Here is a 26,494-nt window from a genome sequence, read left to right as displayed (position 1 = left end):
AGTGAACTTACTGCGTCCGGGCGACGGTCGGCAATCACCAAATGTTCAAGAAGTGCCCCGCAGATCCGGGAAGGCCTCGGCCAGCGCCTTCCGCCAGTGCCTGATGGGCTCGATTCCCGCCTCCGTCCAGCGGTCGTGTCCGAGCACGCTGTACGCGGGCCTGGGCGCCGGCCGCGCGAGAGCCGCGCCGGTGGTCGGGCGGACACGCTCCGGATCGGCTCCCAGCTGCTCGAAGACGGCCCGCGCGTAGCCGAACCAGGTCGTCTCGCCGCCGCTGGTCCCGTGGTAGACACCCGCCGGTGCCGTGCCGGCCAGAGCTCCCTGCCCCAGGCGTACGAGGCGGTCTGCGAGGTCGACGGTCCAGGTGGGCTGGCCGCTCTGGTCGTCCACGACGTCCAGGGTGTCCTTGATCCCCTCGAGCTTGATCATCGTGCGGGCGAAGTTGCCTCCTCCCGCACCGTAGAGCCAGGCGGTCCGGACGACGTATCCCGTGTCGGGCAGCAGCGAGAGGACCGCCCGTTCCCCGGCCAGCTTGGTACGTCCGTACGCGCTGCGGGGCGCAGTGGGGGCGTGCTCCCCGTAGGGGGCGTCACCCGCTCCGTCGAACACGTAGTCGGTGGAGACCTGGATCAGTACGGCTCCGCGCTCGGCACACATCCCGGCGAGCAGGCGGGGGCCGTCGCCGTTGACGCGCAGCGCCTCGTCCTCCCGGGCCTCGGCGTCGTCCACCGCCGTCCAGGCGGCGCAGTTGACGACGACCGCCGGGCGGTACTTCTCCAGGGCCTCGCGCACGGCACCGGCATCGGTGATGTCCAGGGCTTCGCGGTCCATGCCGACGGTGGTCTCGCCGGCCCGTGCCAGCCGGGCCAGGAGATCCTGTCCGAGCATCCCGCCCGCGCCTGTGACCAACCAGCTGCCGCTCATACCGCACCCTGCCTTCCGTTGCTCCTGTGGCCCTGTCCGTGGGCCGGGGCAGGCGCGGTGACGACGCGCCGGCCGGTGACCGGCCCCACGGTTTCCCTCTGTGTCCGGCTCCTCCGCCTCACGGGCTCTACAGCGCCGCCCGGTCCTTCAGCGGCTCCCACCACGCCCTGTTGTCGCGGTACCACCGCACGGTCTCGGCGAGGCCGGTGACGAAGTCCGTGCGGGGCTCGTAACCGAGCTCCTCGCGGATCTTCGTGCAGTCCACCGAGTAGCGGCGGTCGTGGCCCTTGCGGTCCTCGACGTGGACGACGCTCGTCTCCCAGTCGGCACCGCAGGCCTCCAGGAGCAGCCCCGTGAGCTCCTTGTTGGAGAGCTCGGTACCACCGCCGATGTTGTAGACCTCGCCCGCGCGGCCCTTCGTGCGGACCAGTTCGATGCCCTGGACGTGGTCGTCGATGTGCAGCCAGTCGCGCACATGGGCGCCGTCGCCGTACAGCGGCACGGTCTTGCCGTCCAGGAGGTTGGTGACGAAGAGCGGGATGACCTTCTCGGGGAAGTGGTGGTGCCCGTAGTTGTTGGAGCAGCGGGTCACCCTCACGTCGAGGCCGTGCGTGCGGTGGTACGAGAGGGCGATCAGGTCACTGGACGCCTTGGCCGCGGAGTACGGCGAGTTGGGCTCCAGCGGGTGCGTCTCGGGCCAGGAGCCCTCGTCGATCGAGCCGTAGACCTCGTCCGTCGAGATGTGCACGAAGGTCTTGACGCCGGCCAGGTGCGCGGCGTGGATCAGGGTGTGCGTGCCCACGACGTTCGTGCGGACGAACTCGGCGCCGCCGTCGATGGAGCGGTCCACGTGGGACTCGGCGGCGAAGTGCACGACCTGGTCGTGCTCGGCCATCAGCTTGCCGACCAGTTCGGTGTCGCAGATGTCGCCCTGCACGAAGGCGAAGCGCGGGTGGCCGCGCACCTCGTCGAGGTTGGCCGGATTGCCCGCGTACGTGAGCTTGTCGAGGACGGTGACGGCGACATCACCAGGACCCTCGGGCCCCAGCACGGTACGGACGTAGTGGGAGCCGATGAATCCGGCCCCGCCGGTCACCAGGATGTGGGTCGTCATGAGGAGATCTGCACCTTGCTGTGGTCACCGAGCACCAGTCGGTGGACGGACTGGTTGCGGGGTGCGGGGGTCACTTCGACCTCCCGGCCGATGAGCGACGCCTCGATGCGGCGCACTCCGGAGATGGAGGCGCCGCGCAGGACGATGGAGTACTCGATCTCGCTGTCCAGGATCCGGCAGCCCTCCGACACCGAGGTGAACGGACCGACGTACGAGTCGCGGATGACCGCGTCCGCTCCGATGATGACCGGGCCGACGATGCGGCTGCTGGTGATGCGCGCCCCCGCCTCGATCCGCACCCGTCCGATGATCTCGCTGCTCTCGTCGACCGTCCCGTTCGTGACGGGCTTCAGCGTCTCCAGGACGGAACGGTTGACCTCCAGCATGTCGGTGACGTTGCCGGTGTCCTTCCAGTACCCGGCGATGGTCGTGGAGCGGACGTCGTGCCGATGGTCGATCAGCCATTGGATGGCGTGGGTGATCTCCAGCTCGCCGCGCCAGGACGGCTCGATCGCTCGCACGGCCTCGTGGACGGCGGGGGTGAAGAGGTACACGCCCACGAGCGCCAGGTCGCTCTTCGGCTCCTCGGGCTTCTCCTCGAGCGAGGCCACCCTTCCCTCGGCGTCGAGTTCCGCGACTCCGAAGGCGGTCGGGTTGGGGACCTTCGTCAGCAGGATCTGGGCCTCGGGGCGGTCCGCGCGGAACTCCTCGACCAGGCCCTTGATGCCACCGACGATGAAGTTGTCCCCGAGGTACATGACGAAGTCGTCGTCCCCCAGGAAATCGCGTGCGATGAGCACCGCGTGGGCCAGGCCGAGCGGCTCGTCCTGCGGGATGTACGTGACGTCGATGCCGAGCGCGGAGCCGTCGCCGACCGCCTCGCGGATCTCCCGCGCCGTGTCACCCACGATGATGCCGACATCGGTGATCCCGGCCTCCGCGATGGCTTCGAGCCCGTAGAAGAGAACGGGCTTGTTCGCCACCGGAACCAGTTGCTTGGCAGACGTGTGCGTGATGGGGCGCAGGCGGGTGCCCGCCCCGCCGGAGAGTACGAGAGCCTTCACGTTGCTCCTGTCCCGATGATGATGTGTGGGTCATGCGAGGGATCACGAGAATGGTGCGAGCTTAACTCGGTGTTCCTCCGCAGCACCGCCACCGGACACTCACGGAGGACGCTGACGGCCCCCGGCGAGCGCCAGGTGGACCATGGCCCTTCGCCCGGATCGGGCCGGGCCGAAAAGCAGGGCCCGGTGCCGTGCGTCGTGAGGCGGAGGAGGGAGTCGCCGACGACCGGCGGCGACGCCGCGTGGGGCACCCCCGGGCGGAGTCCGGGGGAGTGCGGTGCCGGGGCACGCGAGCCTGCACTCCCCCGGACGAGAGACTCTAGGGGCGGTCGGCCCCGCTCAGTCGGGAGCGCCAACCGCGGAGGCCCCTGCGCACCCGCCGGGCGACGCGCCGCGCCGTGGACGACTGCTGCGGCGACGCCCCTCGCGCGCGCTTCGGCCTGCTGACACGGTCACCGCCGCGCCAGTCCGGGACTGTGACCTCGTAGTCGGAGTCCCGGAGTCCGGCGTCCGCGTCCCGGAAGTGCGGATAGGCGAGGAAGAGCCTGTCGCCGCGGTCCGAGCTCACCAGATCCGGTACTTCGTCGGACCGGAGGTACCTCAATATGTCGGTCAGCAGGTCGAGGCGGCCGCGCGCGACGCAGGCCAGCCTCAGCCGCTCGGCCACCTTGATCCTCCCTGCGACGCCGTCCGTCCAGTAGCTCCGCATCAGAGGAGCCGCGAGCTCCATCTTGTGCCGCTGCTCCTCCGGCGGACGCTTCAGCAGGCCGAAGCCGAACTGCTGGAGCATTCCGACCGTGAAGGGCCTGACCATGAGCTGGTCGCGCTTCGGACCGGCGGGCTCCAGCCTGTGGATGAGCGCCATCATGGCTTCCATCGCGTCGAAGCGCAGCGTGTAACTGCCCCTCTTGGTGGCGTGCTTGCCGTCGTCGCGGCCGACGAGGTGGTAGCAGACGTAGTCCGCGACGACGGAGACCCCGGCACCGCGCAGATACGCCTCCATCGTGAAGAGGGCGTCCTCACCGGTCTCGAGCCGCTCGTCGAAACGCAGCCCGATGCGTTCCAGCAGGTCACGCCGGAAGAGCTTCTGCGCGCTGAGCGTGTAGATGACCTTGGACCGGTGGACGTCGACGCGCTCCTCGGTCCGCGACCACATCGACTTGGGCGCCCCCCTGTTGACGCCGATCACCTTGCCGAGCACCACGTCGGTGCCGGCCCGGTCGCCCATCGCGACCATCCGCTCCAGGGCCTCCTCGCCGAAGTAGTCGTCCGCGTCGAGGAAGAAGACGTACCGGCCGCGGGCGAGCCCGATGCCGACGTTGCGCGGGCCGCTCGGACCGCCGGAGTTCTCCTGACGGACCACTCGCATCTCGATGGCGGTCCTGGCGGCGAACTCCTCCAGGTACTCCCCCGTGCCGTCGGTCGAGCCGTCGTCGACAGCCACGATCTCCATGCGCCCGGCCGGAAGCGTCTGCGCCTCGACGGACTCCAGGCAGCGGATCAGATACGGCATCGCTTCGTAGGCGCCGATGATCACGGTCACATCTGGTGTGCTGGTAATGCCCATCTCTCCCCGGTTCACACAAAAGCGTACTGGTCTGGAGAAACGATGGAACGACGGCGTGCACCCCGCTCCAGGCACGGACACGCCGAACGGCCCGTACGTTCCCCTCCCTCAGGAGGAGACGGACGGGCCGTCGTGCGGGTTGTGTCGAAAATCGGACGACCTTCGAACCAGGAGATAACGACTGGATAACATCAGGTGAACGGTCGGCGCGCGACCGTCACCCCGCGATCCATCGTCGGCCGGATACTCCGTGGTCAGCGGATCGCCGTGGGACCCGCCCCTATTCCGGCGTCGGCCTCCGGCGCGTCCGGCACATCCGGGTCGGCCGCGGCGTCGGCCTCGGCGATGATCTCGGCGGCGCCGTCGCCCGCGCCGCTGGACTCCGCCTCGGGGTCCGGCAGGGGCGCGGCGGGCTGCTGCCCGCCGACACGTTGCGCGACACCCGCGTTGCGGGCCTCGGCCTTGGCCGCGAGGGCCAGGACCGCGGCGTTGAACTGCTCCATGGAGGTCGGCTCGTCCGGACCCAGGAGGTAGGTCTTCAGCTCGTGCCGGGCCTCGGCCAGCGGGTCCGTCGACGGATCGGCCACGGCCCGCAGCAGCTCGTCGATCTCCTCGGCGCTGTTGGAGAGGATGACGGCGGCCCTCACGGCGGTGTTCTGCCGCTTGAACTCGTCCGCGCCGAGCTCGCCGGAGTCCGTGACCGCGTACGGCTTACCGCTCGCGATGAAGTCGGACACCACGCTGGAGATGTCCGAGACCATGGCGTCGGACTGGTTGAAGCAGTCGTACAGCTTCGGCTGCGCGCCGGTCACCGTCGTGTGCTCCCACCAGCCGAAGGAGCGCCAGTAGGCGTCGTTCCACTCGGCCCGGAGCCTGGAGATCTCGGTCTGGCGGGCCGGGTCGGCGAGCGCGAGCCTCGACTCGTCCGACTCGTCGCCGCCGGCGCGGGCCGGCTTCGCCAGCTCCGCCAGACGGGCCTCGACACGGACCATTTCCGCCTTCGCCGCACTCTGGCCGGCCGCGGCGGCGGCGGCCTCCTTCGCCCAGCGGGGCTCCGCGGCACGCTGCCGCGCGGCGGTGGCGATCAGGCTCTGGATCCTGGCGTTCACGGCCTTGGCCTTGGCGCTGCGGATACCGGTGAAGGGGTGCGGCTTGTAGATGACCCGGACCGGGCTGTCCGCCGTGAGCAGCCGGCGGACGATGTTCTCGCCGGCCAGGAGCACGGACGTGTTGCCGGGGTTGTCGTCCCAGCCCTCCCAGGTGGGGGCGTACAGGACCGTCGGAACGGGGTTCCTCGTGGCGCCGGTCCAGCTCTCGATCGGCGCCAGCTGGGGCCGCCCGACCTCGACGATGTCCTCGTCGCGGATGCCGACATCGGCCAGGGCGTAGCGGTCGCGGCCCGCACGGCCGGCCGTCCACACCTCGTCGTACACCTTGGAGTAGGGGTTGACGCTGGCCAGCTTGTCGCTGTCGCCGTGGCCGATGAAGACGTGCTTCATGGTCGGGACGCGCAGCATGTGGATGTTCTTGCCGACATTGGCCGGATACAGACACACACGGACCGTGGAGAGGTCCAGGTTCATCAGGTGCGTGCCGGCCGGTACGCAGACCACGGGTACGGAGGTGTCCGCGAGCTGCGACACCAGTCCCCGCTCACGCATGACGATCAGGGGGCGCCCCTCGACGGCCGCCATGGTCTCCAGCCACATGTTGCCCTGGTAGGCGGACTCGCTGGATCCGGAGAAGTAGAGCACGACGGTCGGCTGGTACTCGCCCAGCCAGGTGTCCAGGGCCTGCAGCACCACGGGGGCCGAGGGCGCCTGGCGGTTCTTGCGCAGGTACGGGACGAGCACGGCGTTGTAGCCGAGGGCCAGCAGCAGCGTCACGGCCGCGCCGATGTAGCCGAGGACGTCCTCGCCGGTGCCGGCGGCGATCAGGACGCCCGCCACCGCGGGGAGGTCGAGGTGGAGCATCTTCTCGCTGGCCCGGTGCAGCAGCGCGCGCGGCGGGCCGTCGGGGATGCGGACGGCGTGCAGGTCCACGTTGCGGGTGACGATCGGCAGGCTCCGGCGCAGCCGGATCAGCGTCGTCAGCGCGCCGTGCGGGGCCTGCAGGCCGTAGAAGAGGAGGAAGCACGCGACAGCCGCGTAGAACAGCGGCTCCTGGGCGAGGTCCAGCCGGGCCAGGAGCAGGATGATCATCAGCTGGCGGAGCAGGAAGCGGATGGAAAGCCCCGCCCGCACCTTTCCGAGCCGGTTGACCAGATAGCTGCCGCGCTGGTGGAGGTACCAGTCCGCGATGTACGTGACAGCCGTGGCCGCCGCGAAGAACCAGATATCGGGGAGAAGAGCGGCGATCATGACGCAGGGATAACCCAGCATCATCAGTATCGCTGCCGCCAGTTCTGACCGACTGCCCACACGGGCCAGGCGGATGGCTGTCGAAATCACGAAGAACCTGCTCCAGGGGGTGCCGGTTGATTCACATATTGAGGGAAATGTGGAGATGCGGCTTCACGCATACGGGCCTCCGGAATCGCTTTTCAGTGATTCCAGAGGCCCGCAAAAAAGCACAATTGTCAAGAATTATTACACATCTTCTTGACGGTCCAGCACCGAGGCCAGCGCCTGCTCGAATCCCGATGCCTCGGTGACATCACGGGTCGGGTCCTGCTGCCGCACGTCGATGACGTGACCCGTCATCGCGGACAGGAGGACGTCGAGCGACGTGCGCGCCACGGCCTCGGAGGAGAGCAGCGAGCCCTCCGGCTCCTGGCCGAACGCCTTGGTGCGCATGGGAGTCGCGGTGCGCTCCGGGTTCACACAGTTGACCCTGACGCCCTCGCCGGCCCACTCGTCGGCCAGCGCCTGAGTGAGGTTCACCATCGCGGCCTTGGTGGAGGAGTAGAGGCTGTACTCGGCACGGCCCCGGGTGTAGCTGCTGGAGGTGTACAGGAGCAACTGCCCCTGGGTCTCCGCCAGGTACTTGTACGAGGCGCGGGCGATCTGCACCGGGGCCAGGTAGTTGACGTTCAGCGCTTCCTGGATCGTCGTGTTGTCCGTCTCGGCCAGCTTGCCGATGCGCAGCACGCCCGCGGTGTTGATGACGTAGTCGATGCGTCCGGTCTCGGCGTACGCCTTGGACAGCGCGTCGTCGATGTGCTCCGGGTTCTCCACATGCGTACCGGTGGTGGAGCGGCCGAGGGCGTACACCGTGGCGCCGTACTGCTCGGCCAGCGTGCCGATGTCGGCGCCGATGCCGTACGAACCGCCGAAGACGACAAGGGTCTTGCCCGAGAGCAGCTCGCGGTAGGCGGCCTCGTCGGCCTGGCGGGGGGCCGCGGTGGAGGCCAGCTGGAAGAGCTTGTCGGTGATGAAGACGTCGACCGGCTGGGTCACCTTCATGTTGTACTCGTCGCCCGCGACCACGAAGATCGGCACGTCGGGGAGGTACCGCAGGACGACCGAGCAGTCGTCGGTGGCCTGGAAGTTCGGGTCGCCCGCCGCGACCTCGTACGCCCTGCGGATCGTGGACAGCTTGAACGCCTGCGGGGTCTGGCCGCGGCGCAGCCGGGAACGGTCCGGGACGTCGGTGATGAACTCGCCGTCCTCGCCGTGGGTCCGGGTCACGATGATCGTGTCGGCGGACGGGATGGCGACGTCGACCGCCTGGTAGCGGCCGAGGGCGTCGACGCAATCCTTGATGACACGCTGCGACAGGAGCGGACGGACCGCGTCGTGGAAGAGGACGTTGCGGTCCTCGCCCTCGGCGAGGCCCTCACCGAGGGCCGCGATGGCACGCTCGGTGGTCTCGTTCCGGGTGCTGCCACCCTCGATGATCTTGATGACCTTGGTCAGCCCGGCCTTGGCGACGATCTTCTCGACGTCGGGCACGAAGCCCGGCGCCATCAGCACGATGACATCGTCGATGCCCTCGGCGTTCTCGAAGATGGTCAGCGTGTGCTCGATGACTGCCTTACCGGCGATCTTCAGCAGCTGCTTGGGGATGGACAGTCCCACACGCTGACCGGTCCCACCGGCGAGCACGACCGCTGTGGTCCGGGGCTTGGCTTCATGCGGCACAGACACAGACGACCTACCTTGCGATGACAGGGGGGAACAGTGTGATGGTCGCACTCTCCGCGACCGTCTCGCAAGGTGGACGTTTACCGTCCCTTGCCCTTGGGAAACCTGCAGTTCACCGTCTGGCCAGGCAGATTGGCGCCCACGCCGCCCCGGCCCTCCGTGACGGACTCCACAGACGTGTTACGCAATCCGCACATGAGCGGCCTCCGCACCGCCTCCACCTGGCAGTTCGCCGTGAAACCGGGAGGGCGCCCCCGCAGGACGGGGACGCCCGGCGACCGGGCCTAGAAGGGGTCGAACTCGTCGTACTCGCGCTGGGCGTCGTCGCGGTCGGATTCACGCTCACGGCGGCGCTGCGCGGCGGGGCGCGGCGCCTCGAGGCGGTGGTCCTCACCGCGGCGGCCCAGCATCTCGGCGCCGGCGGCCATGGTCGGCTCCCAGTCGAAGACGACCGCGTTGTCCTCGGCGCCGATGGCCACGCCGTCGCCGGCCTGGGCACCCGCCTTGCGGAGCGCGTCCTCGACGCCGAGGCGGTTGAGCCGGTCCGCGAGGTAACCGACGGCCTCGTCGTTGTTGAAGTCGGTCTGGCGGATCCAGCGCTCGGGCTTCTCGCCGCGCACGCGGTAGATGCCGTCGTCCTCGACGGTCACGGTGAACCCCGTGTCGTCGACGGCCTTCGGACGGATGACGACCCGGGTCGACTCCTCCTTCGGCTTGCTGGCGCGCGCCTCGGCGATGATCCCGGCAAGGGCGTACGAGAGCTCGTTGAGGCCCTTGTGCGCGATGGCCGAGACCTCGAAGACGCGGTAGCCGCGCGCCTCCAGGTCCGGGCGGATCATGTCGGCGAGGTCCTGCCCGTCCGGGATGTCGACCTTGTTGAGGGCGACGATGCGCGGGCGGTTCTCGAGGCCGCCGTACAGCCGGAGCTCCTCCTCGATCATGTCGAGGTCGGAGACCGGGTCACGGTCGGACTCCAGCGTGGCGGTGTCCAGGACGTGCACGAGCACGGAGCAGCGCTCGACGTGCCGCAGGAACTCGAGGCCGAGGCCCTTGCCCTGGCTGGCGCCCGGGATGAGCCCCGGGACGTCCGCGATGGTGTAGACGGTCGAGCCCGCGGTGACGACGCCCAGGTTGGGGACGAGCGTCGTGAACGGGTAGTCCGCGATCTTCGGCTTGGCGGCCGAGAGCACGGAGATCAGCGAGGACTTCCCGGCGCTCGGGTAACCGACGAGCGCGACGTCGGCGACGGTCTTGAGCTCCAGGACGATGTCCCGGCTCTCGCCGGGCTCGCCGAGCAGCGCGAAACCGGGCGCCTTCCGCCGGGCGGAGGCCAGCGCGGCGTTACCGAGGCCGCCGCGGCCGCCCTGGCCCGCGACGAAGGTGGTGCCCTGGCCGACGAGGTCCGCGAGGACGTTGCCCGCCTTGTCGAGCACGACGGTGCCGTCCGGGACGGGCAGCACCAGGTCCTGGCCGTCCTTGCCCGAACGGTTGTCGCCGGCGCCGGGCTGGCCGTTCGTGGCCTTGCGGTGGGGGTGGTGGTGGTAGTCCAGCAGCGTGGTGACGGCCTGCTCGACGACGAGGATGACATCGCCGCCGCGCCCGCCGTTGCCCCCGTCGGGGCCGCCCAGCGGCTTGAACTTCTCACGGTGCACGGAGGCCACGCCGTGGCCTCCGTTACCCGCGGCGGCATGCAGCTCGACGCGGTCCACGAAGGTGGTCATGGGTGGGTGCCTCCAGGTACTGCGGAAAAATACGGGAATGTCTCTTGACGTAACGCGCCGAGGGCGGACCCGCTTCCCCGTTTACCGGGAAAGCTGAGATCCGCCCTCGGAAGGTGCTGTGTCGCTCAGCCGATGCCTGACTCAGGCAGCGACGGGAACGATGTTCACGACCTTGCGGCCACGGTGCGTACCGAACTCCACCGCACCGGCGGTCAGCGCGAACAGCGTGTCGTCGCCGCCACGGCCGACGCCCGTGCCCGGGTGGAAGTGGGTACCGCGCTGGCGGACCAGGATCTCACCGGCGTTGACGGCCTGACCGCCGAAGCGCTTCACGCCGAGCCGCTGAGCATTGGAATCGCGCCCGTTCCGAGTGGACGATGCGCCCTTCTTGTGTGCCATGTCTCCTCAGTCCCTTACTTCGCAGCCGCGGGGATACCGGTGACCTTGATCGCCGTGTACTGCTGGCGGTGACCCTGGCGACGGCGGTAACCCGTCTTGTTCTTGTAGCGAAGGATGTCGATCTTCGCGCCCTTGTGGTGGTCCACGATCTCGGCCTGGACCTTGATGCCGTCCAGCACCCACGGGTCGCTGGTCACGGCGTCGCCGTCGACAACGAGCAGGGTCGAGAGCTCGACCGTGTCGCCAACCTTGGCGGTGGAAATCTTGTCAACCTCAACGATGTCGCCGACAGCAACCTTGTGCTGGCGACCACCGCTGCGCACGATGGCGTACACGCGGATCTCTCTCTCACTCGGAACGGATCCCCTGATGCCAGCCGCCCGCGCAGGCCGGAGCCCACGACAGTCCGGAAGGATGAGCGGCCTCCCCCGGGGACGGATCACCGGGAGGGATGTGCTCAGGGGGTAGGCGCACAGAAACACGCCGAGGGTCAAGATTACGGGGCGGACCCCGGGGGGTCAAACCGGGTCTCCCCCGCCGCACACAGGGTGGACGCACACGGGTACGGGGAATGACGAACATACCCTTTGTCCCGATCCGCCCCCGAAAGGTGCCCCACGTGAACTACAAGGTCCAGCCCACCGCCCAGGTCGACGAGAGCGCCGAGATCGGTGACGGCAGCAGCGTCTGGGAGCTCGCCCAGATCCGTGAGGGCGCCCGGCTCGGCAAGGGCTGCGTGATCGGCCGCGGTGCGTACGTGGGCACGGACGTGCGCATCGGCGACAACGTCAAGCTGCAGAACTACGCCCTCGTGTACGAGCCGGCCGAGCTCGGCGACGGCGTCTTCGTCGGCCCCGCCGTCGTCCTCACCAACGACCGCAACCCGCGCTCCGTCGACCCCGGGGGCAGGCAGAAGCGGGGCGGCGACTGGGAGGCGGTGGGGGTGAAGGTGGCCGAGGGCGCCTCGCTCGGCGCACGGTCCGTGTGCGTCGCTCCCCTGCGGATCGGACGCTGGGCCATGGTGGCGGCCGGCGCCGTGGTGACCAGGGACGTTCCGGACTTCGGCCTCGTCGCGGGCGTACCGGCCCGCCGGATCGGCTGGGTGGGCCGGTCCGGCGTGAAGCTCGTCCGGCGCGCGGACGAGCCGGGGGTCTGGGAGTGCCCCGAGACCGGCGCGCTGCACGACGAGACCGGCGGCGTGCTGACGGAACGCCCCGCCCGGGCCCTCTGACGCCGCAGAAGCCCGGCGGCCCGCCCCGGCCGCCGCCTCCCGGCGGGGTCAGCCGCCGATGACCACGCGGCGCACCCCTGCCCACAGCGCCGGGTCCGTCGTACGGCGGCCGTCGACGAGGACGCGGACATCCGGAAAGGACCGCGCGGACAGCTCGCGGTACTCGGGGTGGTCGGTCTGGACGACCGCCGCGGTGACGGCCTGGTTCTCGTGCGGGACGAGCCCCAGGGCCCGCAGGTCCTCGGGGCCGTACAGGGGGTCCGACACGAACGGCACCGCACCGCGCTCGCGGAGCGCCTGGACCACTCCGAAGACGCCGGAGAACGCGGTCTCCCTGACGCCGCCGCGGTAGGCGGCGCCCAGCACGAGGACCCCGACACCCTCCAGGTCGCCGTAGGCCGCGGCCAGCAGGTCGACGGCGTACCCGGGCATCGCGGCGTTGGCCTCACGGGCCGCGCGCACGACGGTCGCCGCGGGGTCGTTCCACAGGTACATCTGCGGGTAGACCGGGATGCAGTGGCCGCCGACGGCGATGCCGGGCCGGTGGATGTGGCTGTAGGGCTGGCTGTTGCAGGCATCGATGACCTGCTCGACGTCGATGCCGTGCAGGCCGGCGAAGCGGGCGAACTGGTTGGCCAGACCGATGTTGACGTCCCGGTAGGTGGTCTCGGCGAGCTTCGCCATCTCGGCGGCCTCCGCCGTGCCGAGGTCCCAGACACCGTTGGGGCGGGGCAGGTCGCCGCGCTCGTCGAAGTCGAGCACCGCCTCGTAGAACTCGACGCCGCGCAGCGTCGACGCCTCGTCGATGCCGCCGACGAGCTTGGGGTAGCGCCGCAGGTCGGCGAAGACGCGGCCGGTCAGGACCCGCTCCGGGGAGAAGACGAGGGCGAAGTCGCGCCCGGGGGTGAGGCCCGACCCCTCCGCCAGCATCGGCGCCCAGCGGTCACGGGTCGTGCCGACCGGCAGGGTGGTCTCGTAACTGACCAGGGTGCCGGGGCGCAGGCCCGCGGCGACGGCCTTCGTCGCCGCGTCCATCCAGCCGAAGTCCGGGTTGCCCTCGGCGTCCACGAAGAGCGGGACGACGACCACGACGGCGTCGGAGGCGGCGACCGCGGCCGTGGTGTCCGTCGTCGCGGAGAGCAGGCCCGCGCCCACCGCCTCCTTGAGTCCGACGTCCAGGTCCTGCTCACCGGGGAACGGTTCGGTGGCCGAGTTCACCAGGCCGACGACCTCCTCGTCGACGTCCGCGCCGATGACCGTGTGGCCCTTGGCGGCGAACTGCACGGCGAGCGGGAGCCCGATCTTGCCCAGCGCCACTACACAGATGTTCATCGGCTTCGCTTTCTCCTCGGTCTCAACAGCCTCCACAACCTGGTACCCGGTCCGACCCGGGGCTCCACCAGCGGACCCGTCGTGATCACGAGCCGGCCCTTGGTGTTCGGTCTCGCCGCGACGCGGTAGGGCTCGGCCTCGCCCCACCGGCGGGCCAGCGGCATGGGCCGCCCGCCGGTCCTCACCGGGATCTCGTAGGTCGCTCCCGCGACGTCGACGTGGACGCGGACGCCCTTCTTCGCCCGGACGGCGGGGACCGGGACGCGGGCGCTGATCCGCGTGGCCCGCCCGTCCGCGGTCGGCGCCGCGGTGAAGGCGCCGGGTGCCGAGGGGCGCTGGTCCTCGGGCGGCATCCTGCGGGCGCCGGGCCCGTCCGTGTCCCGCGGCATGGCGCCCTGCGCGAGGACGACCACCGCCGAGGAGGCGTCCCCGACGACACCGAGCCGCAGCCGCAGGGTGAGCCAGAGGCCGGTGTCCTGCTGCTCCCAGTCCGCGGACTCGAACTCGGTGCCCTGCGCCAGCCGGCCCGCCACCGTCTCGCCGAGGAGTTCGTAGTACCGGTCGTCCAGCCCCACCGCGGGGTCCCGGAATCCCGGGTAGGCGGCGAAGGCCCGGTCTCCTTCCAGCCGGAAGGGCGGGGCTCCGTGTGCGGCCTCGTCCGTGATGGCCCTGCTGAGGGCCTCCACGGCCCCCCGCCGGGCCAGCCCGAAGCGGACCCGTCGCCTGACGCCCGTGCTGTCGCGCAGCGCGTCGGTGTAGTAGGCGTCGAGCAGCTCGGAGAGCCCGTCGCACAGGCTCCGCCGGGTGTCGATGTCGAGGGAGGGGAAGTCCGTCAGCAGGAGCTTGGAGAGTTCCCAGGCGAAGTGGCGTGCCAGGAGCGCGTCCCGTCGCGGACCGGCCGCCACGAGGCCCGCGACGTGATCCATGATGCGGGCGGTGCACCGCAGCCGGGCGAGGTGGTCGGCCCGGTAGGTGATGTTGCTCGCGTCTCCGCGCCTGACCGCGTAGTAACAGGTGTAGTCGGCCAGCACCGAGATCCTGCGGGCCCGCACGCACGCCTCGATGGTGAAGGGCTGGTCGCTGCCGACGGGCAGGTCCTCGGGGAAGCGCAGACGGTACTTCTCCACCAGCTCACGCCTGAACAGCTTGGTGTTCGCCAGAGTGAACGGCAGGGGCGAGTCGTACAGGCTGATGTCGGGGGCGTTCCGTGCGTACAGCTTCTGGTGCACGTACCGCCCGTTGACTCCGGTCATCCTGCCCGCGACCACGTCCGATTCGCACGTGTCGGCATAGGCGACCAGCCGCTCCAGGGCTTCTTCACCCAGGTAGTCGTCGGAGCCCACGAAGTAGACGTAGCGTCCGGTGGCCCTGTCCAGAGCACGGTTGCTGGGTGCGGCGGGGCCTCCGGAGTTGGCCTGGCGCAGCACCGTCACCACATCCGGGTACTGCTCGGCGAACCGGTCGAGTTCGCTTCCGCTACCGTCCGTGGAGCCGTCGTCGACGGCGATCACCTCGAAGCGTTCCCGCCCGATGCTCTGCCCCACCAGGGAGTTCAGGCACTCGGTCAGGTAGGGCATCGTGTTGTACACCGCCACGATCACGGTGACGTCGGGGCACGTGGTCATGAGGTCACCGGGGCCATCCGTCCACCGCCCACCGGGGTGCGGGCGCCCTCGACGAGCCGGGAGTACACGCGGTCGAGGACCGCGGCCTGCGCCTCCCAGGTCCATTCCGTGAGCATGCCGGGCCGGTCGTAGGCGTCCCGGTAGCGCTGCGGGTCGGCGAAGACCGCGCTCACCGCCCGTACGTAGTCCGGGACGTCCTCGGCGGTGAAGACCTCGCCCTGCCCCGTGGTGGCGACCGTCCCTCCCATCGTCCGTACGTCGCTGACGACGAGGGGGAGGCGGGCGTGGGAGTACTCGAAGAACTTGGTGATCAGGGCGATCTCGTGGTTCGGCCAGTGGTGGATCGGGATGACCCCGACGTCCGCCGCGGCAAGGTGGCGGACCACCTGGTCGTGCGGCACGTACGGAAGGATGTGCACCCGGTCCTGCACGGCGAGTGCGGTCGCCCGCGCCCTGAGTGTCTGCATGTAGGGCGAGTTGCCGCGCGGGACGACGAACGCGACGTGCGTGGCCGGGAGGTGGGGCAGCGCCTCGACCATGATGTCGAGGCCCCGCTGGGGGGCGGCGGACCCGCTGTAGACCACCAGCGGTACACGCGGACCGATTCCGCACAACGCCCGCAGATCGGGGACGGGTTCGGCGGCCCGGTCCGGCGGAACCACGGCGTCGGGCGCGTTGAGCACCACCTCCGGGAGTGCGCTCAGCCCGTGGTGCTCGGCCAGCATCCGCGCGAGGGTGGCCGACACGGTGGTGACGGCGTCGGCGTACTTCGCGTGTTCCCGCTCGTGGGCGCACTGGGCGACGTGCCAGCGCGGGTGCGGGTTCCAGGGTTTGATGCCGGGCAGGTACTCGTGCGCGTCCCAGACGAGCCTCACGGTGCGGCCCTTGGCCTCGGCCCGCAGCTTGGCGCGCGCGCCCACGCCGAGCATCCGGAAGTCGTTCGCGTGGATCAGGTCGGGTTCGAGGGAGTCGATGACCTTCCCGTAGGCGAGTTCCAGGTCCCAGAGACCCGGATCGAGCCGGCGCCAGGCCCTCTCCCCCATAGCCCGGACCCAGAAGGCCGTGGTGAACCGGTCGAGCGGGGTGTCCATGTCCTTGCGGCGGCGCTCCAGCGCGGCGGTGTGCCGGGCGCGCAGCCGGACCCACCTGCCCATGCCCCGGGACAGCAGCCGTGTCGGCAGCAGCCGCGTCCTCGCGACGGCCGAGCCGCTGCGCCCGGTTTCGATGACCTGGAGGTTGAGCTCGGCGCGCCACGCCTTCATCCGCTGCTTGCGGTACTCGGCCAGTGGCCCCGGCGGGTAGGCGAGCGGCGCACGCAGGAACGCCCGGCGGTACTCGTGCCGACGGCGGTGCAGGGGCGTCGCGACCGGCAGCAGGCGCACCCGCGCCTCCCCCAGCCTCCAGCTCTTCGCCTTCTTCTCGGGGGACTTCCCCAGGAGCACCACGTCCCAGCCGGCCGCCGCGGCGGACCGGGCCTCCTTCTGCACCCGGGAATCGCCCTTCACGCCGTTCTCGACCAGCATGACGATCCTGCCGCGGCGTCGCCGGGGCTCCGGCGCTGTGCCCGAGAGGTCAGGCGCCATGGGGAACCGCCTCCTCCGTCTCGAAGACCACGGTGCGGCCCGTCCTGGCCGAGTCGAGCAGGGAGGCGGCCACTTCCACGGTGCGCAGTCCCTGCCGCAGCGTGCAGATGTCGGAGGACAGGCCCTGTACGGCGTCGCGGAAGAGTTCGTGCTCGACGAGCAGGGGCTCCCGCTTGGCGATCGCGTAGCGGATCATGTCGCCCTCGGAGACCCCGCGGAACGCTCGCAGCGCCTCCCACTCGGTGGCCACCGACGCGTTCGAGTAGAACGTGAGGTCCGCTGTCAGGGTGTCGGCGATGAGGCAGCCCCGCTCGCCGGTGACCGAGGTGAACCGCTCCTTGAGCGGGCTCAGCCAGTTGACCAGGTGGTTGACCATCGTCCCGTCGGAGAGCCGGCCCACCGCGCTGACCATGTCCTCGTAGGGGCGGCCCGACTTCGACACGGTGTGGGCCGCGATCGACACGTAGCTCCGGCCGGTCATCCAGGCCGTCAGGTCGATGTCGTGGGTGGCCAGGTCCTTGACCACACCGACGTCGGCTATGCGGTGCGGGAAGGGCCCCTGGCGCCGGGTGACCACCTGGTAGAGGTCTCCGAGTTCGCCGGTCTCCAGGCGGCTGCGGAGTGAGCGCAGGGCGGGGTTGCAGCGCTCGATGTGGCCGACGCCCGCGGTCAGGTTCCGCGACTCGAAGGCGTCCACGAGGCGCAGCGCGCCTTCGACCGAGTCCGCGAGCGGCTTCTCGACGAGCACGTGGACCCCGGCCTCGGCGAGCCTCAGGCCGACCTCCTCGTGCAGGCCCGTCGGGCAGGCGACGACGGCGTAGTCGATGCCCAGCGCCAGGAGGTCCTCGACGTCCGGCAGGACGGGTGCCCCCTGCGCCCAGTCGTTCTTGTCGCCCAGCGGGTCGACGACGCCGACCAGCTCGACGCCCTCCAGGGCGACGAGGACACGGGCGTGGTGGCGGCCCATGGATCCGAGGCCGATCAGACCGGCCCGCAGCCCGGCGTTCACAGGACCACCTCCAGAGCGTTGACGGCGGCGGCCACGCGCTCCAGGTCCGCCTGGGTGAGGGACGGGTGCACCGGCAGCGAGACGACCTCGGCGGCGGCCCGCTCGGTCTCGGGGAGGTCCCAGAGGCGGCCGGCCTTCTGGTCCGGCTCCCAGTAGGGCTTGAGCCGGTGGATCGGCGTCGGGTAGTACACCGCGTGGCCGATGCCCGCCTCGGCGAGCTCCGCCGTCGCCGCGTCCCGGAATCCGGGTATGCGCACGGTGTACTGGTGGTAGACGTGCCGGGCCCCCTCGGCGACCGGCGGCGTGGTGACGCCGGGGACCGTGATGTGGGCGTCGAGGTAGGCGGCGTTGGCGCGGCGCCGGTCGGTCCAGGCCCCGATCCTTCCGAGCTGCACACGGCCGACGGCGGCCGACACGTCGGTCATCCGCAGGTTGGCACCGATGATCTCGTTGGCGTAGCGCTGCTCCATGCCCTGGTTGCGCAGCAGTCGCAGGGTGCGGGCGAGCGCCGGGTCGGCCGTGGTGACCATGCCGCCCTCGATCGAGTGCATGTTCTTGGTCGGATAGAAGCTGAAGGCTCCCCCCGCGCCGAACGCGCCGGCCGGGGTCCCGTCGAGTGCCGCGGCGTGCGCCTGGCAGGCGTCCTCGACCACGGCGAGCCGGTGTCTGTCGGCGACGCGCATGAGGCGGCCCATCGCGGCCGGATGGCCGTAGAGGTGCACCGGCATGACCGCGGCCGTGCGCGGGGTGACGGCCGCCTCGACCGCGGCCGGGTCGAGGCCGAAGCTCCCCCGCTCGATGTCGGCGAACACCACGTCGGCACCGGTGAGCCGTACCGCGTTCGCGGACGCCGCGAAGGAGAACGAGGGGACGATCACCTCGTCGCCCCTGCCGATGCCCAGGGCGAGGAGCAGCAGGTAGAGGGCCGAGGTGCCGGAGTTGACCGCGACGCAGTGCCGCCCGTCCACCAGACCGGAGAAGTCCTCCTCGAAGGCCGCCACCTCGGGGCCCTGCACGACGCGGCCGCTGCGCATCACACGGACCACGGCCTCGATCTCGGCCTCTCCGATGACGGGACTGGCTGCGGGAACCGGCTGCTCGTTGATGCTCGCCATCGACGACCTCCTTGACGAGTACGCGGATCGCGCGCTCCTCGCCCTGCCATTCCAGGGATGCATCGAATCATGACACATATGGACATATGTAGCGCAGGGGTGAGGTTCTGCCTCCGCCAGGGACCGGCGGCCCGTACAACGCACGTGTCCCGCCCCGAAGTGCTCGGGGCGGGACACATACATGGGCTCGGCCGCGTGGTGCGCGGCCGTCAGCGGCTCGGCTACTCGCCCTCTCCGGTACGGGCGGAGGCGGCTGCGGAGGGAGACGACTGCTCGGCGGCGACGGTCTTCTTCGCCGTTGCCTTCTTCGTGGTCGTCTTCTTCGCCGCGGTCTTCTTCGCGACCGTCTTGGCGGCGGTCTTCTTGGTGGCCGCCTTCTTCGCCGTGGCCTTCTTCGCGGTCTTCCGCGCGGCCGTCTTCTTGACCGGAGCTTCCGATTCCGAAGCCTCCTCGCCGGGCGCCTCGGAGTCGGTGCCCGCGACCACGACGACCGCGGCCTCATCGGCGCCGGACGGCGAACCGGCCGGGGCGGTGACCTTGCGGGTCACCCGGCGACGGGCGCGCGGCGGGGCGGCCGGAGCGGCCTCCTCCTCGGATGCCTCCGGCTCCTGGGCCGAGACGGGCGCCGGGGCCTCGACCACCGGGTCCTCGACCGCGGCGGGCTCCGCCGCGGGCTCGGCCGGCTGGACCGGCGGCGTCACATCGGCGTGCTTGGGCGATCCCGCCGGGGCGGTCGCCTTCCGGGTCGCCCTGCGACGCGTACGGGCCGGGGGCGCGGCTTCGGCCTCGGGGGCGGCGGGCGCCTCCACCGGGGTCTCGACGACCGGCTCGGGCAGGGGCTCCTCCTCGGCGGCCTGGGCCACCGGGGCGGCCTCGGCCACCGGGGCGGGGGCACCGGCCGGAGCCGTGACCTTGCGGGTCGCGCGCCGGCGGCCACGGCCGCGCGACGCCGCCGCCTCGGCCTCGGCGGGGCTGCTGTACAGCTCCTCGTCGGCGACGAACTCCGGCTCGGGGAGCGCCACCGGAGCGGCGACCTCGGCGGCCACCTCCGCCTCGGTCTCGGCCTCGGCCGGCTGCTCGGCGTGCTCGTGGTCCTGGGCGTGCTCGTGCTCGTGACCCGCTCCGCCGCGGCCGCGCTTCTTGGAACGCTTGCCACCACCGCCACCGGCGGCCGTGGGCTGCTCCATGTGGACGATCACACCGCGACCGTTGCAGTGGACACAGGTCTCGGAGAAGGACTCCAGCAGACCCTGGCCCACCCGCTTACGGGTCATCTGGACCAGGCCCAGGGAGGTGACCTCGGCGACTTGGTGCTTCGTCCGGTCGCGGCCCAGGCACTCCAGCAGGCGCCGGAGCACCAGGTCGCGGTTGGACTCCAGCACCATGTCGATGAAGTCGACGACGACGATGCCACCGAGGTCGCGCAGCCGCAGCTGGCGCACGATCTCCTCGGCCGCCTCCAGGTTGTTCTTGGTGACGGTCTCCTCGAGGTTTCCGCCCTGCCCGGTGAACTTGCCGGTGTTGACGTCGACGACGACCATGGCCTCGGTCTTGTCGATCACCAGCGAGCCGCCGCTCGGCAGGTAGACCTTGCGGTCCAGCGCCTTCATCAGCTGCTCGTCGATGCGGTACGTCGCGAAGACGTCGACCTCGGAGGTCCAGCGCGACAGCCGGTCCGTCAGGTCCGGTGCCACGTGCGAGACGTAGCCGTGGATGGTCTCCCAGGCGTCGTCACCGCTGACGATCACCTTCGAGAAGTCCTCGTTGAAGATGTCCCGGACGACCCGGACGGTCATGTCCGGCTCGCCGTAGAGCAGCGTCGGCGCGTTGGAGCTGCTGGTGCTCTTCGACTTCTTCTGGATCTCTTCCCACTGCTGCTGCAGCCGCTCGACGTCGCGGCGCAGCTCGTCCTCACTCGCGCCCTCGGCGGCGGTGCGCACGATGACACCGGCGTCCTCGGGAACGATCTTCTTGAGGATGGTCTTCAGCCGGGCCCGCTCGGTGTCGGGCAGCTTGCGGCTGATCCCGGTCATCGAGCCCTCGGGCACGTAGACCAGGTAGCGGCCGGGCAGCGAGACCTGGCTGGTCAGGCGGGCGCCCTTGTGGCCGATCGGGTCCTTCGTCACCTGGACCAGGACGGACTGGCCGGACTTCAGCGCGGTCTCGATGCGGCGCGGCCCGTGGGCCATGCCGAGCGCCTCGAAGTTGACCTCGCCGGCGTACAGGACGGCGTTGCGGCCCTTGCCGATGTCGACGAAGGCGGCCTCCATCGACGGCAGGACGTTCTGCACCTTGCCCAGGTAGACGTTGCCGACGTAGCTGGTGGCCTGCTCCTTGTTGACGTAGTGCTCGACGAGCACGTTGTCCTCGAGCACGCCGATCTGGGTGCGCTCGCCGCTCTGGCGGACGACCATGACACGCTCGACGGCCTCACGACGGGCCAGGAACTCGGCCTCCGTGATGATCGGGACGCGGCGGCGGCCCTGCTCACGCCCCTCGCGGCGGCGCTGCTTCTTGGCCTCCATACGGGTCGAGCCCTTGATGGACTGGACCTCGTCGAAGCCGGTGCCGGGCTCGCGCTCGGCCTCCTTCTTGCGCGGCTCGCGGACCTTGACGACCGTACGCTCCGGGTCGTCCGTGCCCGTGCCGTTGTCCTCGCCGGAGGCGTCCCCGCTGCGGCGGCGACGGCGGCGACGGCGACGGCTGCTGCTGGAGCCGGAGGAGGACTCGTGCTCGTCGTCCTCGTCGTCGTCCTGTGCCTGCGCCTCGTCCTCGGAACGGTCCGCGGCGTCGTCCTGCTGCTCCACGTCGTCCGAGTCGCCGGCCTCACCGCGACGGCGGCGACGGCCGCCACGACGGCGACGGCGCGAGGGGCGGTCCCCGTACTCGTCCGATTCATCGCCCTCGTGCTCGGCGTCCGTCTCGGGCTCGGCCTCGTGCTCCTCCTCCACGACGGCGGGGGCCTCGGCCTCGGCCGGAAGGGTGACCGGGGCCGCGGCCGGCTCGGTCTCGACGGCCTCGCCACGACGGCGACGGCGACGGCGCGAACCGCCCTGGGGCGCGGACTCGGCGGCCTCAGCGGGGGCGGCGGCCTCGGGAGCCTGCCGCTCGGCCTCGGCCTTGCGCGGCGCCCGCTCCTGCGGCTTCCGCTCCTCGACCTCGTCGCTCTCGTCGTACGCCGGGGCGGAACCCGCGGCGGCAGCGGCGGCCGCCGCGCTCTCCGGGGTCTGGAACATCGGCTCGGCGAAGACCGGGGCCTGGAAGACGGCCACGGCGGGGCGCGTGGCGCGACGGCCCTTGCGAGCCGGCTCCTCGGCCTTGCCGGTGAATTCGGGACGGCCCGCGGCAGCGGTGGCGCGACGGCGCTGACGGCCTCGCGGCGCGGCCTCCTCGACCTGCTCGGGCTCGGCGGCGAGCTCCTCGGCGACGGCGGCGGGAAGGCTCTCGGCCGCCTCGGCGGCGACCTCTGCGGCCTCCTCGACGGGCTGCGGGCTGCCGGCCGGGGCGCTCGCCTTGCGGGAAGCGCGGCGGCGGGCACGTGCCGGAGGCGCGGCCTCGTCGGCCTCTTCGGCGCGGGCGGGCTCGACGGCCGGCTCGGCGACGGGTTCCGCCACGGTCACGGCCGGGGCGTCGGTGGTCCGGGCGGCCTGCGGCGTACCGGCCGGTGCCGAAGCACGGCGCCTGGCACGGCCGCGCGGCGCGGCGGGCTCGGCCGGCTCCGCGGCGGGGGCGGACTCGGGTGCCTTGGCCGGCTCGGCCACGGCGGTGTCCTCGACGACGGGCTCGGCGGTCTGCGGGGCGCCCGCCGGAGCGGTGGCCTTACGGGTGGCGCGGCGACGGCGGGGTGCCTCGGTCACAGGAGCCTCGACGACGGGGGCCTCTTCGGCCTCCTCCTCGTCAGGGGCGGCCTCCACGACCGGCTCCACGACCTCGGCGGTCTGCGGGGCGCCCGCCGGGGCGGTCGCCTTACGGACGGCGCGACGGCGCGCACGCGCCGGGGGCGCGGTCTCCACCGGCTCCGCGGGCTCGGCCGGGGCGGCCTCGGCGACCGGGGTCCCGGCCACGGTCTCCACGACCTCGGCGGTCTGCGGCGCACCCGCCGGAGCGGTCGCCTTACGGACGGCGCGACGGCGCGCACGCGCCGGGGGCGCGGCCTCGTCGGCGGGCTCGGGTGTCCCGGCGGCAGCGGCCGGTGCGGCCGGCGTGACGTCCTCGGCGGCGACCGCGCCCGGCGCACCGGACGGCGGGCCGGCGGGGCGGGAGGCCGCGCGGCGCCTGCGGCGCGGCGGCAGCTTGTCCCCGGGGGCGTTGTTGTCTTCCGCGTGTGCGGGGTTTCCGGTGTTACCGGACTCGTTCGGCTCGTGCATGCGGGCGGTTCTCCCGTCGCGCTCCCGGGCGCCACGCCTGATCCGGTCCGACGCGATGCGCGCGATGTGCGCGCTACCGCCGTCCGGGGCGCGGGCGCCGCACGGGAGCTGATGTCTGGCTCGCCGGTTCCGTACGCGCTGCGCACGGCCTGGCGAAAGTCTTATGGGGCGGTGCGCGGCCCGACCCAGGTGGCTCCCGAGTCCAAGGGCTGCGCTACAACGACCGCCTTACGCGGAACCTGCACCTTCCGGCACCGTCGCGGCGGCTGCCGGATCGGCCGTGGATACGGCCGGGGCTGCCTCGCGGTCGGGCGCGAGCGGGTCGGTCACCGTGCCGGACTCCTCGTCGAAGAGCCCCTGCGCCAGCCTGGTCACCGCAGCGGGGACCGGCGGCGTTAGGTCGGCCACAGCTCGGAGACCGGACAGGACGTCGTCGGGTCGTACGGCGGGTGTCACGTGCCGCACTACCAGGCGCAGTATCGCACAGGGCCTGTCGCCGGACCTATCAGGCTGTGGATCGAGCGCCTGCAGACCGGCGACGGCCGCCCGGGCGTCGAAGGTGCGCACGCCGTTCTTCGCGCGCCGCTGGACCTCGACGGTCTCGGCGTCCAGGAAGGCGGCGACGGCCCTCTCCGCGTCCTGTACGGCCACACCGTCCAGCCGCATCTCCCACACGGAGGCGGTCAGCCGGTCGGCGAGGCCGGAGGTACGGGCCTCCACCGCGTCGATGATGTCGAGGCCCTCGGGCATCGACGCGTCGAGCAGGGTGCGCAGGACGTCCGGATCCCGCGCCTCGGTGAGGGCGATCTCCAGGAACTCGGCCTCGCTGCCCGTACCCGTGGGGGCGGCGTTGGCGTACGACACCTTCGGGTGGGGGGTGAAACCCGCCGAGTAGGCCATGGGCACCTCGGAGCGGCGCAGCGCCCGCTCGAAGGCACGCTGGAAGTCTCGGTGGCTGGTGAACCGGAGGCGGCCCCGCTTGGTGTAGCGCAGTCGGATGCGCTGCACCGCCGGTGCGGGCGGCGGGCCTTCGGGCTGTCGCTTGCCCAGTGGTTCTTCTCCTCGGTGCGGGGCGGCCGCGGTGGCGTGCCGCCCACGAAGTACAGGGTGCCCCGGGGTGCCGCTCCGGCTCACCCCCGTCCGCCGGTTTTGCCGGCAGGCAGGGAGATCTCGGGCGCGGGCGCCGCACTGGGGACAGTCGTTGTCCTACCCAGGGTACGCGCAGCGGACCCCTCGAGTTCCCGCACGTCCGTGACCTGCGGTGCTCCCACCGGTGCGCGCCGGGCGCCCCGGCGCGCCGCGCCCATGGTCTCGCGGGCCGAGGCCAGGACGGCGCGGGAAGACGCGAACGCCCGGCCCGGGGTTTCCCGGGCCGGGCGTTCGTCACCGGGCCGTCACCCGGAAGGTCTACTTCACGACCGTCAGCGGCAGGAGCTTCTTGCCGGTGGGGCCGATCTGGATGTCGAGGTCGAGCTGCGGGCAGACCCCGCAGTCGAAGCACGGCGTCCAGCGGCAGTCCTCGACCTCGGTCTCGTCGAGCGAGTCCTGCCAGTCCTCCCAGAGCCAGTCCTTGTCGAGGCCGGAGTCCAGGTGGTCCCAGGGCAGGACCTCCTCGTACGTCCGCTCGCGGGTGGTGTACCAGTCGACGTCGACGCCGAAGGAGGGCAGCGTGTTGCCGGCGCTCTTCATCCAGAGGTCGTAGCTGAAGTGCTCACGCCAGCCGTCGAAACGGCCGCCGGACTCGTAGACCTCGCGGATGACCGCGCCGACCCGGCGGTCACCGCGCGACAGGAGGCCCTCGACGATGCCGGGCTTGCCGTCGTGGTAGCGGAAGCCGATGGAGCGGCCGTACTTCTTGTCGTCGCGGATCTTGTCCCGGAGCTTCTTCAGCCGGGCGTCGGTGTCCTCGGCGCTGAGCTGCGGGGCCCACTGGAAGGGCGTGTGCGGCTTGGGCACGAAACCGCCGATGGAGACGGTGCAGCGGATGTCGTTCTGGCCGGAGACCTCGCGGCCCTTGGCGATGACGTTGACCGCCATGTCACCGATCTGGAGGACGTCCTCGTCGGTCTCGGTGGGCAGGCCGCACATGAAGTACAGCTTCACCTGGCGCCAGCCGTTGCCGTACGCGGTGGAGACCGTGCGGATCAGGTCCTCCTCCGAGACCATCTTGTTGATGACCTTGCGCATGCGCTCGGAGCCGCCCTCGGGGGCGAAGGTGAGTCCGGACCTGCGGCCGTTGCGGGTCAGCTCGTTGGCCAGGTCCACGTTGAACGCGTCGACGCGGGTGGACGGCAGCGAGAGGCCGATCTTGTCGTCGGTGTAGCGGTCCGCGAGGCCCTTGGCGATGTCACCGATCTCGGAGTGGTCCGCGGAGGAGAGCGAGAGGAGGCCGACCTCCTCGAAGCCCGTGGCCTTGAGCCCCTTCTCCACCATCTCGCCGATGCCGGTGATGCTTCGCTCCCGCACGGGGCGCGTGATCATGCCGGCCTGGCAGAAACGGCAGCCGCGGGTGCAGCCGCGGAAGATCTCGACGGACATCCGCTCGTGGACGGTCTCGGCGAGGGGGACGAGCGGCTGCTTCGGGTACGGCCATTCGTCGAGGTCCATGACGGTGTGCTTGGACACGCGCCACGGGACCCCGGACCTGTTGGGCACGACCCTGCCGATACGGCCGTCGGGGAGGTACTCGACGTCGTAGAAGCCGGGGACGTAGACGCCGCCGGTCCGCGCGAGGCGGAACAGCACCTCTTCACGGCCGCCGGGCCGGCCCTCGGCCTTCCAGGCGCGGATGATCTCGGTGATCTCCAGGACGGCCTGCTCGCCGTCGCCGATGACCGCGCAGTCGATGAAGTCCGCGATCGGCTCGGGGTTGAACGCGGCGTGGCCGCCGGCCAGCACGATCGGGTGGTCGACGGTGCGGTCCTTGGACTCCAGCGGGATGCCCGCGAGGTCCAGGGCCGTGAGCATGTTGGTGTAGCCGAGCTCGGTGGAGAAGCTCAGGCCGAACACGTCGAACGCGCTGACGGGGCGGTGGCTGTCCACGGTGAACTGGGGCACCTTGTGCTCGCGCATCAGCTCCTCGAGGTCCGGCCACACGCTGTACGTGCGCTCGGCGAGGACGCCCTCGCGCTCGTTGAGCACCTCGTAGAGGATCATGACGCCCTGGTTGGGGAGCCCGACCTCGTAGGCGTCCGGGTACATGAGTGCCCAGCGGACGTCGCATTCGTCCCACGGTTTGACGGTGGAGTTCAGCTCACCGCCGACGTACTGGATGGGCTTCTGCACATGCGGGAGCAGAGCTTCGAGCTGCGGGAAGACCGACTCGGCAGACATCTGAGGACCTTCGTAGCTGGCAGGG

Annotated in this window: 18 protein-coding genes; 1 reads left to right on the top strand and 17 read right to left on the bottom strand. The window is 71.1% G+C overall.

Annotated features, from left to right (window positions below; genetic code table 11):
* Window positions 1-45: 45 nt before the first annotated feature.
* From rfbD to rplU, 9 genes are all read right to left on the bottom strand, one after another.
* A complete protein-coding gene (rfbD, locus tag ACIRJR_RS11250) occupies window positions 46-924 on the bottom strand; it encodes a dTDP-4-dehydrorhamnose reductase (protein WP_403777324.1) in 879 nt (292 codons plus the stop codon).
* A 127-nt stretch (window positions 925-1,051) separates the two neighbouring features.
* Window positions 1,052-2,038: a dTDP-glucose 4,6-dehydratase gene (gene rfbB, locus ACIRJR_RS11245; protein ID WP_403777321.1), complete on the bottom strand. Its 987-nt coding sequence runs from the start codon at window positions 2,036-2,038 to the stop codon at window positions 1,052-1,054.
* Window positions 2,035-3,102 carry a glucose-1-phosphate thymidylyltransferase gene (locus tag ACIRJR_RS11240; RefSeq protein WP_403777318.1) on the bottom strand — a complete coding sequence of 356 codons (1,068 nt, stop codon included), beginning with the start codon at window positions 3,100-3,102 and terminating at the stop codon, window positions 2,035-2,037. Before ACIRJR_RS11240 ends, rfbB begins: the two co-directional genes overlap by 4 nt.
* A gap of 319 nt (window positions 3,103-3,421) precedes the next feature.
* Window positions 3,422-4,669 (bottom strand): glycosyltransferase family 2 protein, encoded by a 1,248-nt coding sequence (locus ACIRJR_RS11235; RefSeq protein ID WP_403777315.1) that lies wholly within the window; start codon window positions 4,667-4,669, stop codon window positions 3,422-3,424.
* 254 nt (window positions 4,670-4,923) lie between these two features.
* Window positions 4,924-7,029: a hypothetical protein gene (locus tag ACIRJR_RS11230; protein WP_403777312.1), complete on the bottom strand. Its 2,106-nt coding sequence runs from the start codon at window positions 7,027-7,029 to the stop codon at window positions 4,924-4,926.
* 228 nt (window positions 7,030-7,257) lie between these two features.
* Window positions 7,258-8,757: an SDR family NAD(P)-dependent oxidoreductase gene (locus tag ACIRJR_RS11225; RefSeq protein ID WP_403777310.1), complete on the bottom strand. Its 1,500-nt coding sequence runs from the start codon at window positions 8,755-8,757 to the stop codon at window positions 7,258-7,260.
* A gap of 281 nt (window positions 8,758-9,038) precedes the next feature.
* Complete coding sequence (gene obgE, locus ACIRJR_RS11220; protein WP_403777307.1) at window positions 9,039-10,475, bottom strand: GTPase ObgE; 1,437 nt, start codon at window positions 10,473-10,475, stop codon at window positions 9,039-9,041.
* Between the two features lie 141 nt (window positions 10,476-10,616).
* Window positions 10,617-10,874, bottom strand: a complete 258-nt coding sequence (gene rpmA, locus ACIRJR_RS11215) for a 50S ribosomal protein L27 (RefSeq protein ID WP_014045902.1) — start codon at window positions 10,872-10,874, stop codon at window positions 10,617-10,619.
* Between the two features lie 14 nt (window positions 10,875-10,888).
* A complete protein-coding gene (gene rplU, locus ACIRJR_RS11210) occupies window positions 10,889-11,209 on the bottom strand; it encodes a 50S ribosomal protein L21 (RefSeq protein ID WP_015577124.1) in 321 nt (106 codons plus the stop codon).
* A gap of 284 nt (window positions 11,210-11,493) precedes the next feature.
* Between rplU and ACIRJR_RS11205 the strand changes: the two genes are divergently transcribed.
* Window positions 11,494-12,105, top strand: coding sequence for an acyltransferase (locus ACIRJR_RS11205; RefSeq protein WP_403777304.1), 612 nt, complete (start codon window positions 11,494-11,496; stop codon window positions 12,103-12,105).
* A 48-nt stretch (window positions 12,106-12,153) separates the two neighbouring features.
* Here ACIRJR_RS11205 and ACIRJR_RS11200 read toward each other — a convergent pair whose 3' ends face one another.
* The 8 genes from ACIRJR_RS11200 to ACIRJR_RS11165 form a co-directional block, all read right to left on the bottom strand.
* Entirely contained in the window at window positions 12,154-13,437 is a 1,284-nt protein-coding gene (locus ACIRJR_RS11200; protein WP_403777301.1) for a nucleotide sugar dehydrogenase, read from the bottom strand.
* Entirely contained in the window at window positions 13,434-15,062 is a 1,629-nt protein-coding gene (locus tag ACIRJR_RS11195) for a glycosyltransferase family 2 protein (protein WP_403777298.1), read from the bottom strand. The genes ACIRJR_RS11200 and ACIRJR_RS11195 overlap by 4 nt, the downstream gene beginning before the upstream one ends.
* Window positions 15,059-16,645 carry a glycosyltransferase family 4 protein gene (locus ACIRJR_RS11190; RefSeq protein ID WP_403777295.1) on the bottom strand — a complete coding sequence of 529 codons (1,587 nt, stop codon included), beginning with the start codon at window positions 16,643-16,645 and terminating at the stop codon, window positions 15,059-15,061. The genes ACIRJR_RS11195 and ACIRJR_RS11190 overlap by 4 nt, the downstream gene beginning before the upstream one ends.
* Window positions 16,635-17,612 carry a Gfo/Idh/MocA family protein gene (locus tag ACIRJR_RS11185; RefSeq protein ID WP_403778699.1) on the bottom strand — a complete coding sequence of 326 codons (978 nt, stop codon included), beginning with the start codon at window positions 17,610-17,612 and terminating at the stop codon, window positions 16,635-16,637. Before ACIRJR_RS11185 ends, ACIRJR_RS11190 begins: the two co-directional genes overlap by 11 nt.
* 38 nt (window positions 17,613-17,650) lie before the next feature.
* Window positions 17,651-18,769 carry a DegT/DnrJ/EryC1/StrS family aminotransferase gene (locus ACIRJR_RS11180; RefSeq protein WP_403777292.1) on the bottom strand — a complete coding sequence of 373 codons (1,119 nt, stop codon included), beginning with the start codon at window positions 18,767-18,769 and terminating at the stop codon, window positions 17,651-17,653.
* Window positions 18,770-18,990: 221 nt separating this feature from the next.
* On the bottom strand, window positions 18,991-23,136 hold the full coding sequence (locus ACIRJR_RS11175; RefSeq protein ID WP_403777289.1) for an Rne/Rng family ribonuclease: 4,146 nt from the start codon (window positions 23,134-23,136) through the stop codon (window positions 18,991-18,993).
* A 228-nt stretch (window positions 23,137-23,364) separates the two neighbouring features.
* Window positions 23,365-24,144, bottom strand: coding sequence for a TIGR03936 family radical SAM-associated protein (locus tag ACIRJR_RS11170; protein WP_403777286.1), 780 nt, complete (start codon window positions 24,142-24,144; stop codon window positions 23,365-23,367).
* Between the two features lie 399 nt (window positions 24,145-24,543).
* Window positions 24,544-26,469, bottom strand: a complete 1,926-nt coding sequence (locus tag ACIRJR_RS11165; protein ID WP_403777283.1) for a TIGR03960 family B12-binding radical SAM protein — start codon at window positions 26,467-26,469, stop codon at window positions 24,544-24,546.
* Window positions 26,470-26,494 lie beyond the last annotated feature (25 nt).

The sequence above is a fragment of the Streptomyces sp. NPDC102402 genome, assembly GCF_044765765.1.
In the GTDB taxonomy this organism is placed as follows: domain Bacteria; phylum Actinomycetota; class Actinomycetes; order Streptomycetales; family Streptomycetaceae; genus Streptomyces.
The sequence above is the reverse complement of the archived record's forward strand: the minus strand, read 5'-3'. Positions and strand labels throughout refer to the sequence as shown.

Excerpts from the sequence above, each read along its gene's own strand:
- ACIRJR_RS11200 (WP_403777301.1), bottom strand. The coding sequence starts at position 13,437 with ATGAACATCTGTGTAGTGGCGCTGGGCAAGATCGGGCTCCCGCTCGCC.
- rpmA (WP_014045902.1), bottom strand. The coding sequence starts at position 10,874 with ATGGCACACAAGAAGGGCGCATCGTCCACTCGGAACGGGCGCGATTCC.
- ACIRJR_RS11180 (WP_403777292.1), bottom strand. The coding sequence starts at position 18,769 with ATGGCGAGCATCAACGAGCAGCCGGTTCCCGCAGCCAGTCCCGTCATC.
- ACIRJR_RS11165 (WP_403777283.1), bottom strand. The coding sequence starts at position 26,469 with ATGTCTGCCGAGTCGGTCTTCCCGCAGCTCGAAGCTCTGCTCCCGCAT.
- rfbB (WP_403777321.1), bottom strand. The coding sequence starts at position 2,038 with ATGACGACCCACATCCTGGTGACCGGCGGGGCCGGATTCATCGGCTCC.
- ACIRJR_RS11230 (WP_403777312.1), bottom strand. The coding sequence starts at position 7,029 with ATGATCGCCGCTCTTCTCCCCGATATCTGGTTCTTCGCGGCGGCCACG.
- ACIRJR_RS11175 (WP_403777289.1), bottom strand. The coding sequence starts at position 23,136 with ATGCACGAGCCGAACGAGTCCGGTAACACCGGAAACCCCGCACACGCG.
- obgE (WP_403777307.1), bottom strand. The coding sequence starts at position 10,475 with ATGACCACCTTCGTGGACCGCGTCGAGCTGCATGCCGCCGCGGGTAAC.
- rfbD (WP_403777324.1), bottom strand. The coding sequence starts at position 924 with ATGAGCGGCAGCTGGTTGGTCACAGGCGCGGGCGGGATGCTCGGACAG.
- ACIRJR_RS11190 (WP_403777295.1), bottom strand. The coding sequence starts at position 16,645 with ATGGCGCCTGACCTCTCGGGCACAGCGCCGGAGCCCCGGCGACGCCGC.
- ACIRJR_RS11195 (WP_403777298.1), bottom strand. The coding sequence starts at position 15,062 with ATGACCACGTGCCCCGACGTCACCGTGATCGTGGCGGTGTACAACACG.
- ACIRJR_RS11235 (WP_403777315.1), bottom strand. The coding sequence starts at position 4,669 with ATGGGCATTACCAGCACACCAGATGTGACCGTGATCATCGGCGCCTAC.
- ACIRJR_RS11185 (WP_403778699.1), bottom strand. The coding sequence starts at position 17,612 with ATGGGCCGCCACCACGCCCGTGTCCTCGTCGCCCTGGAGGGCGTCGAG.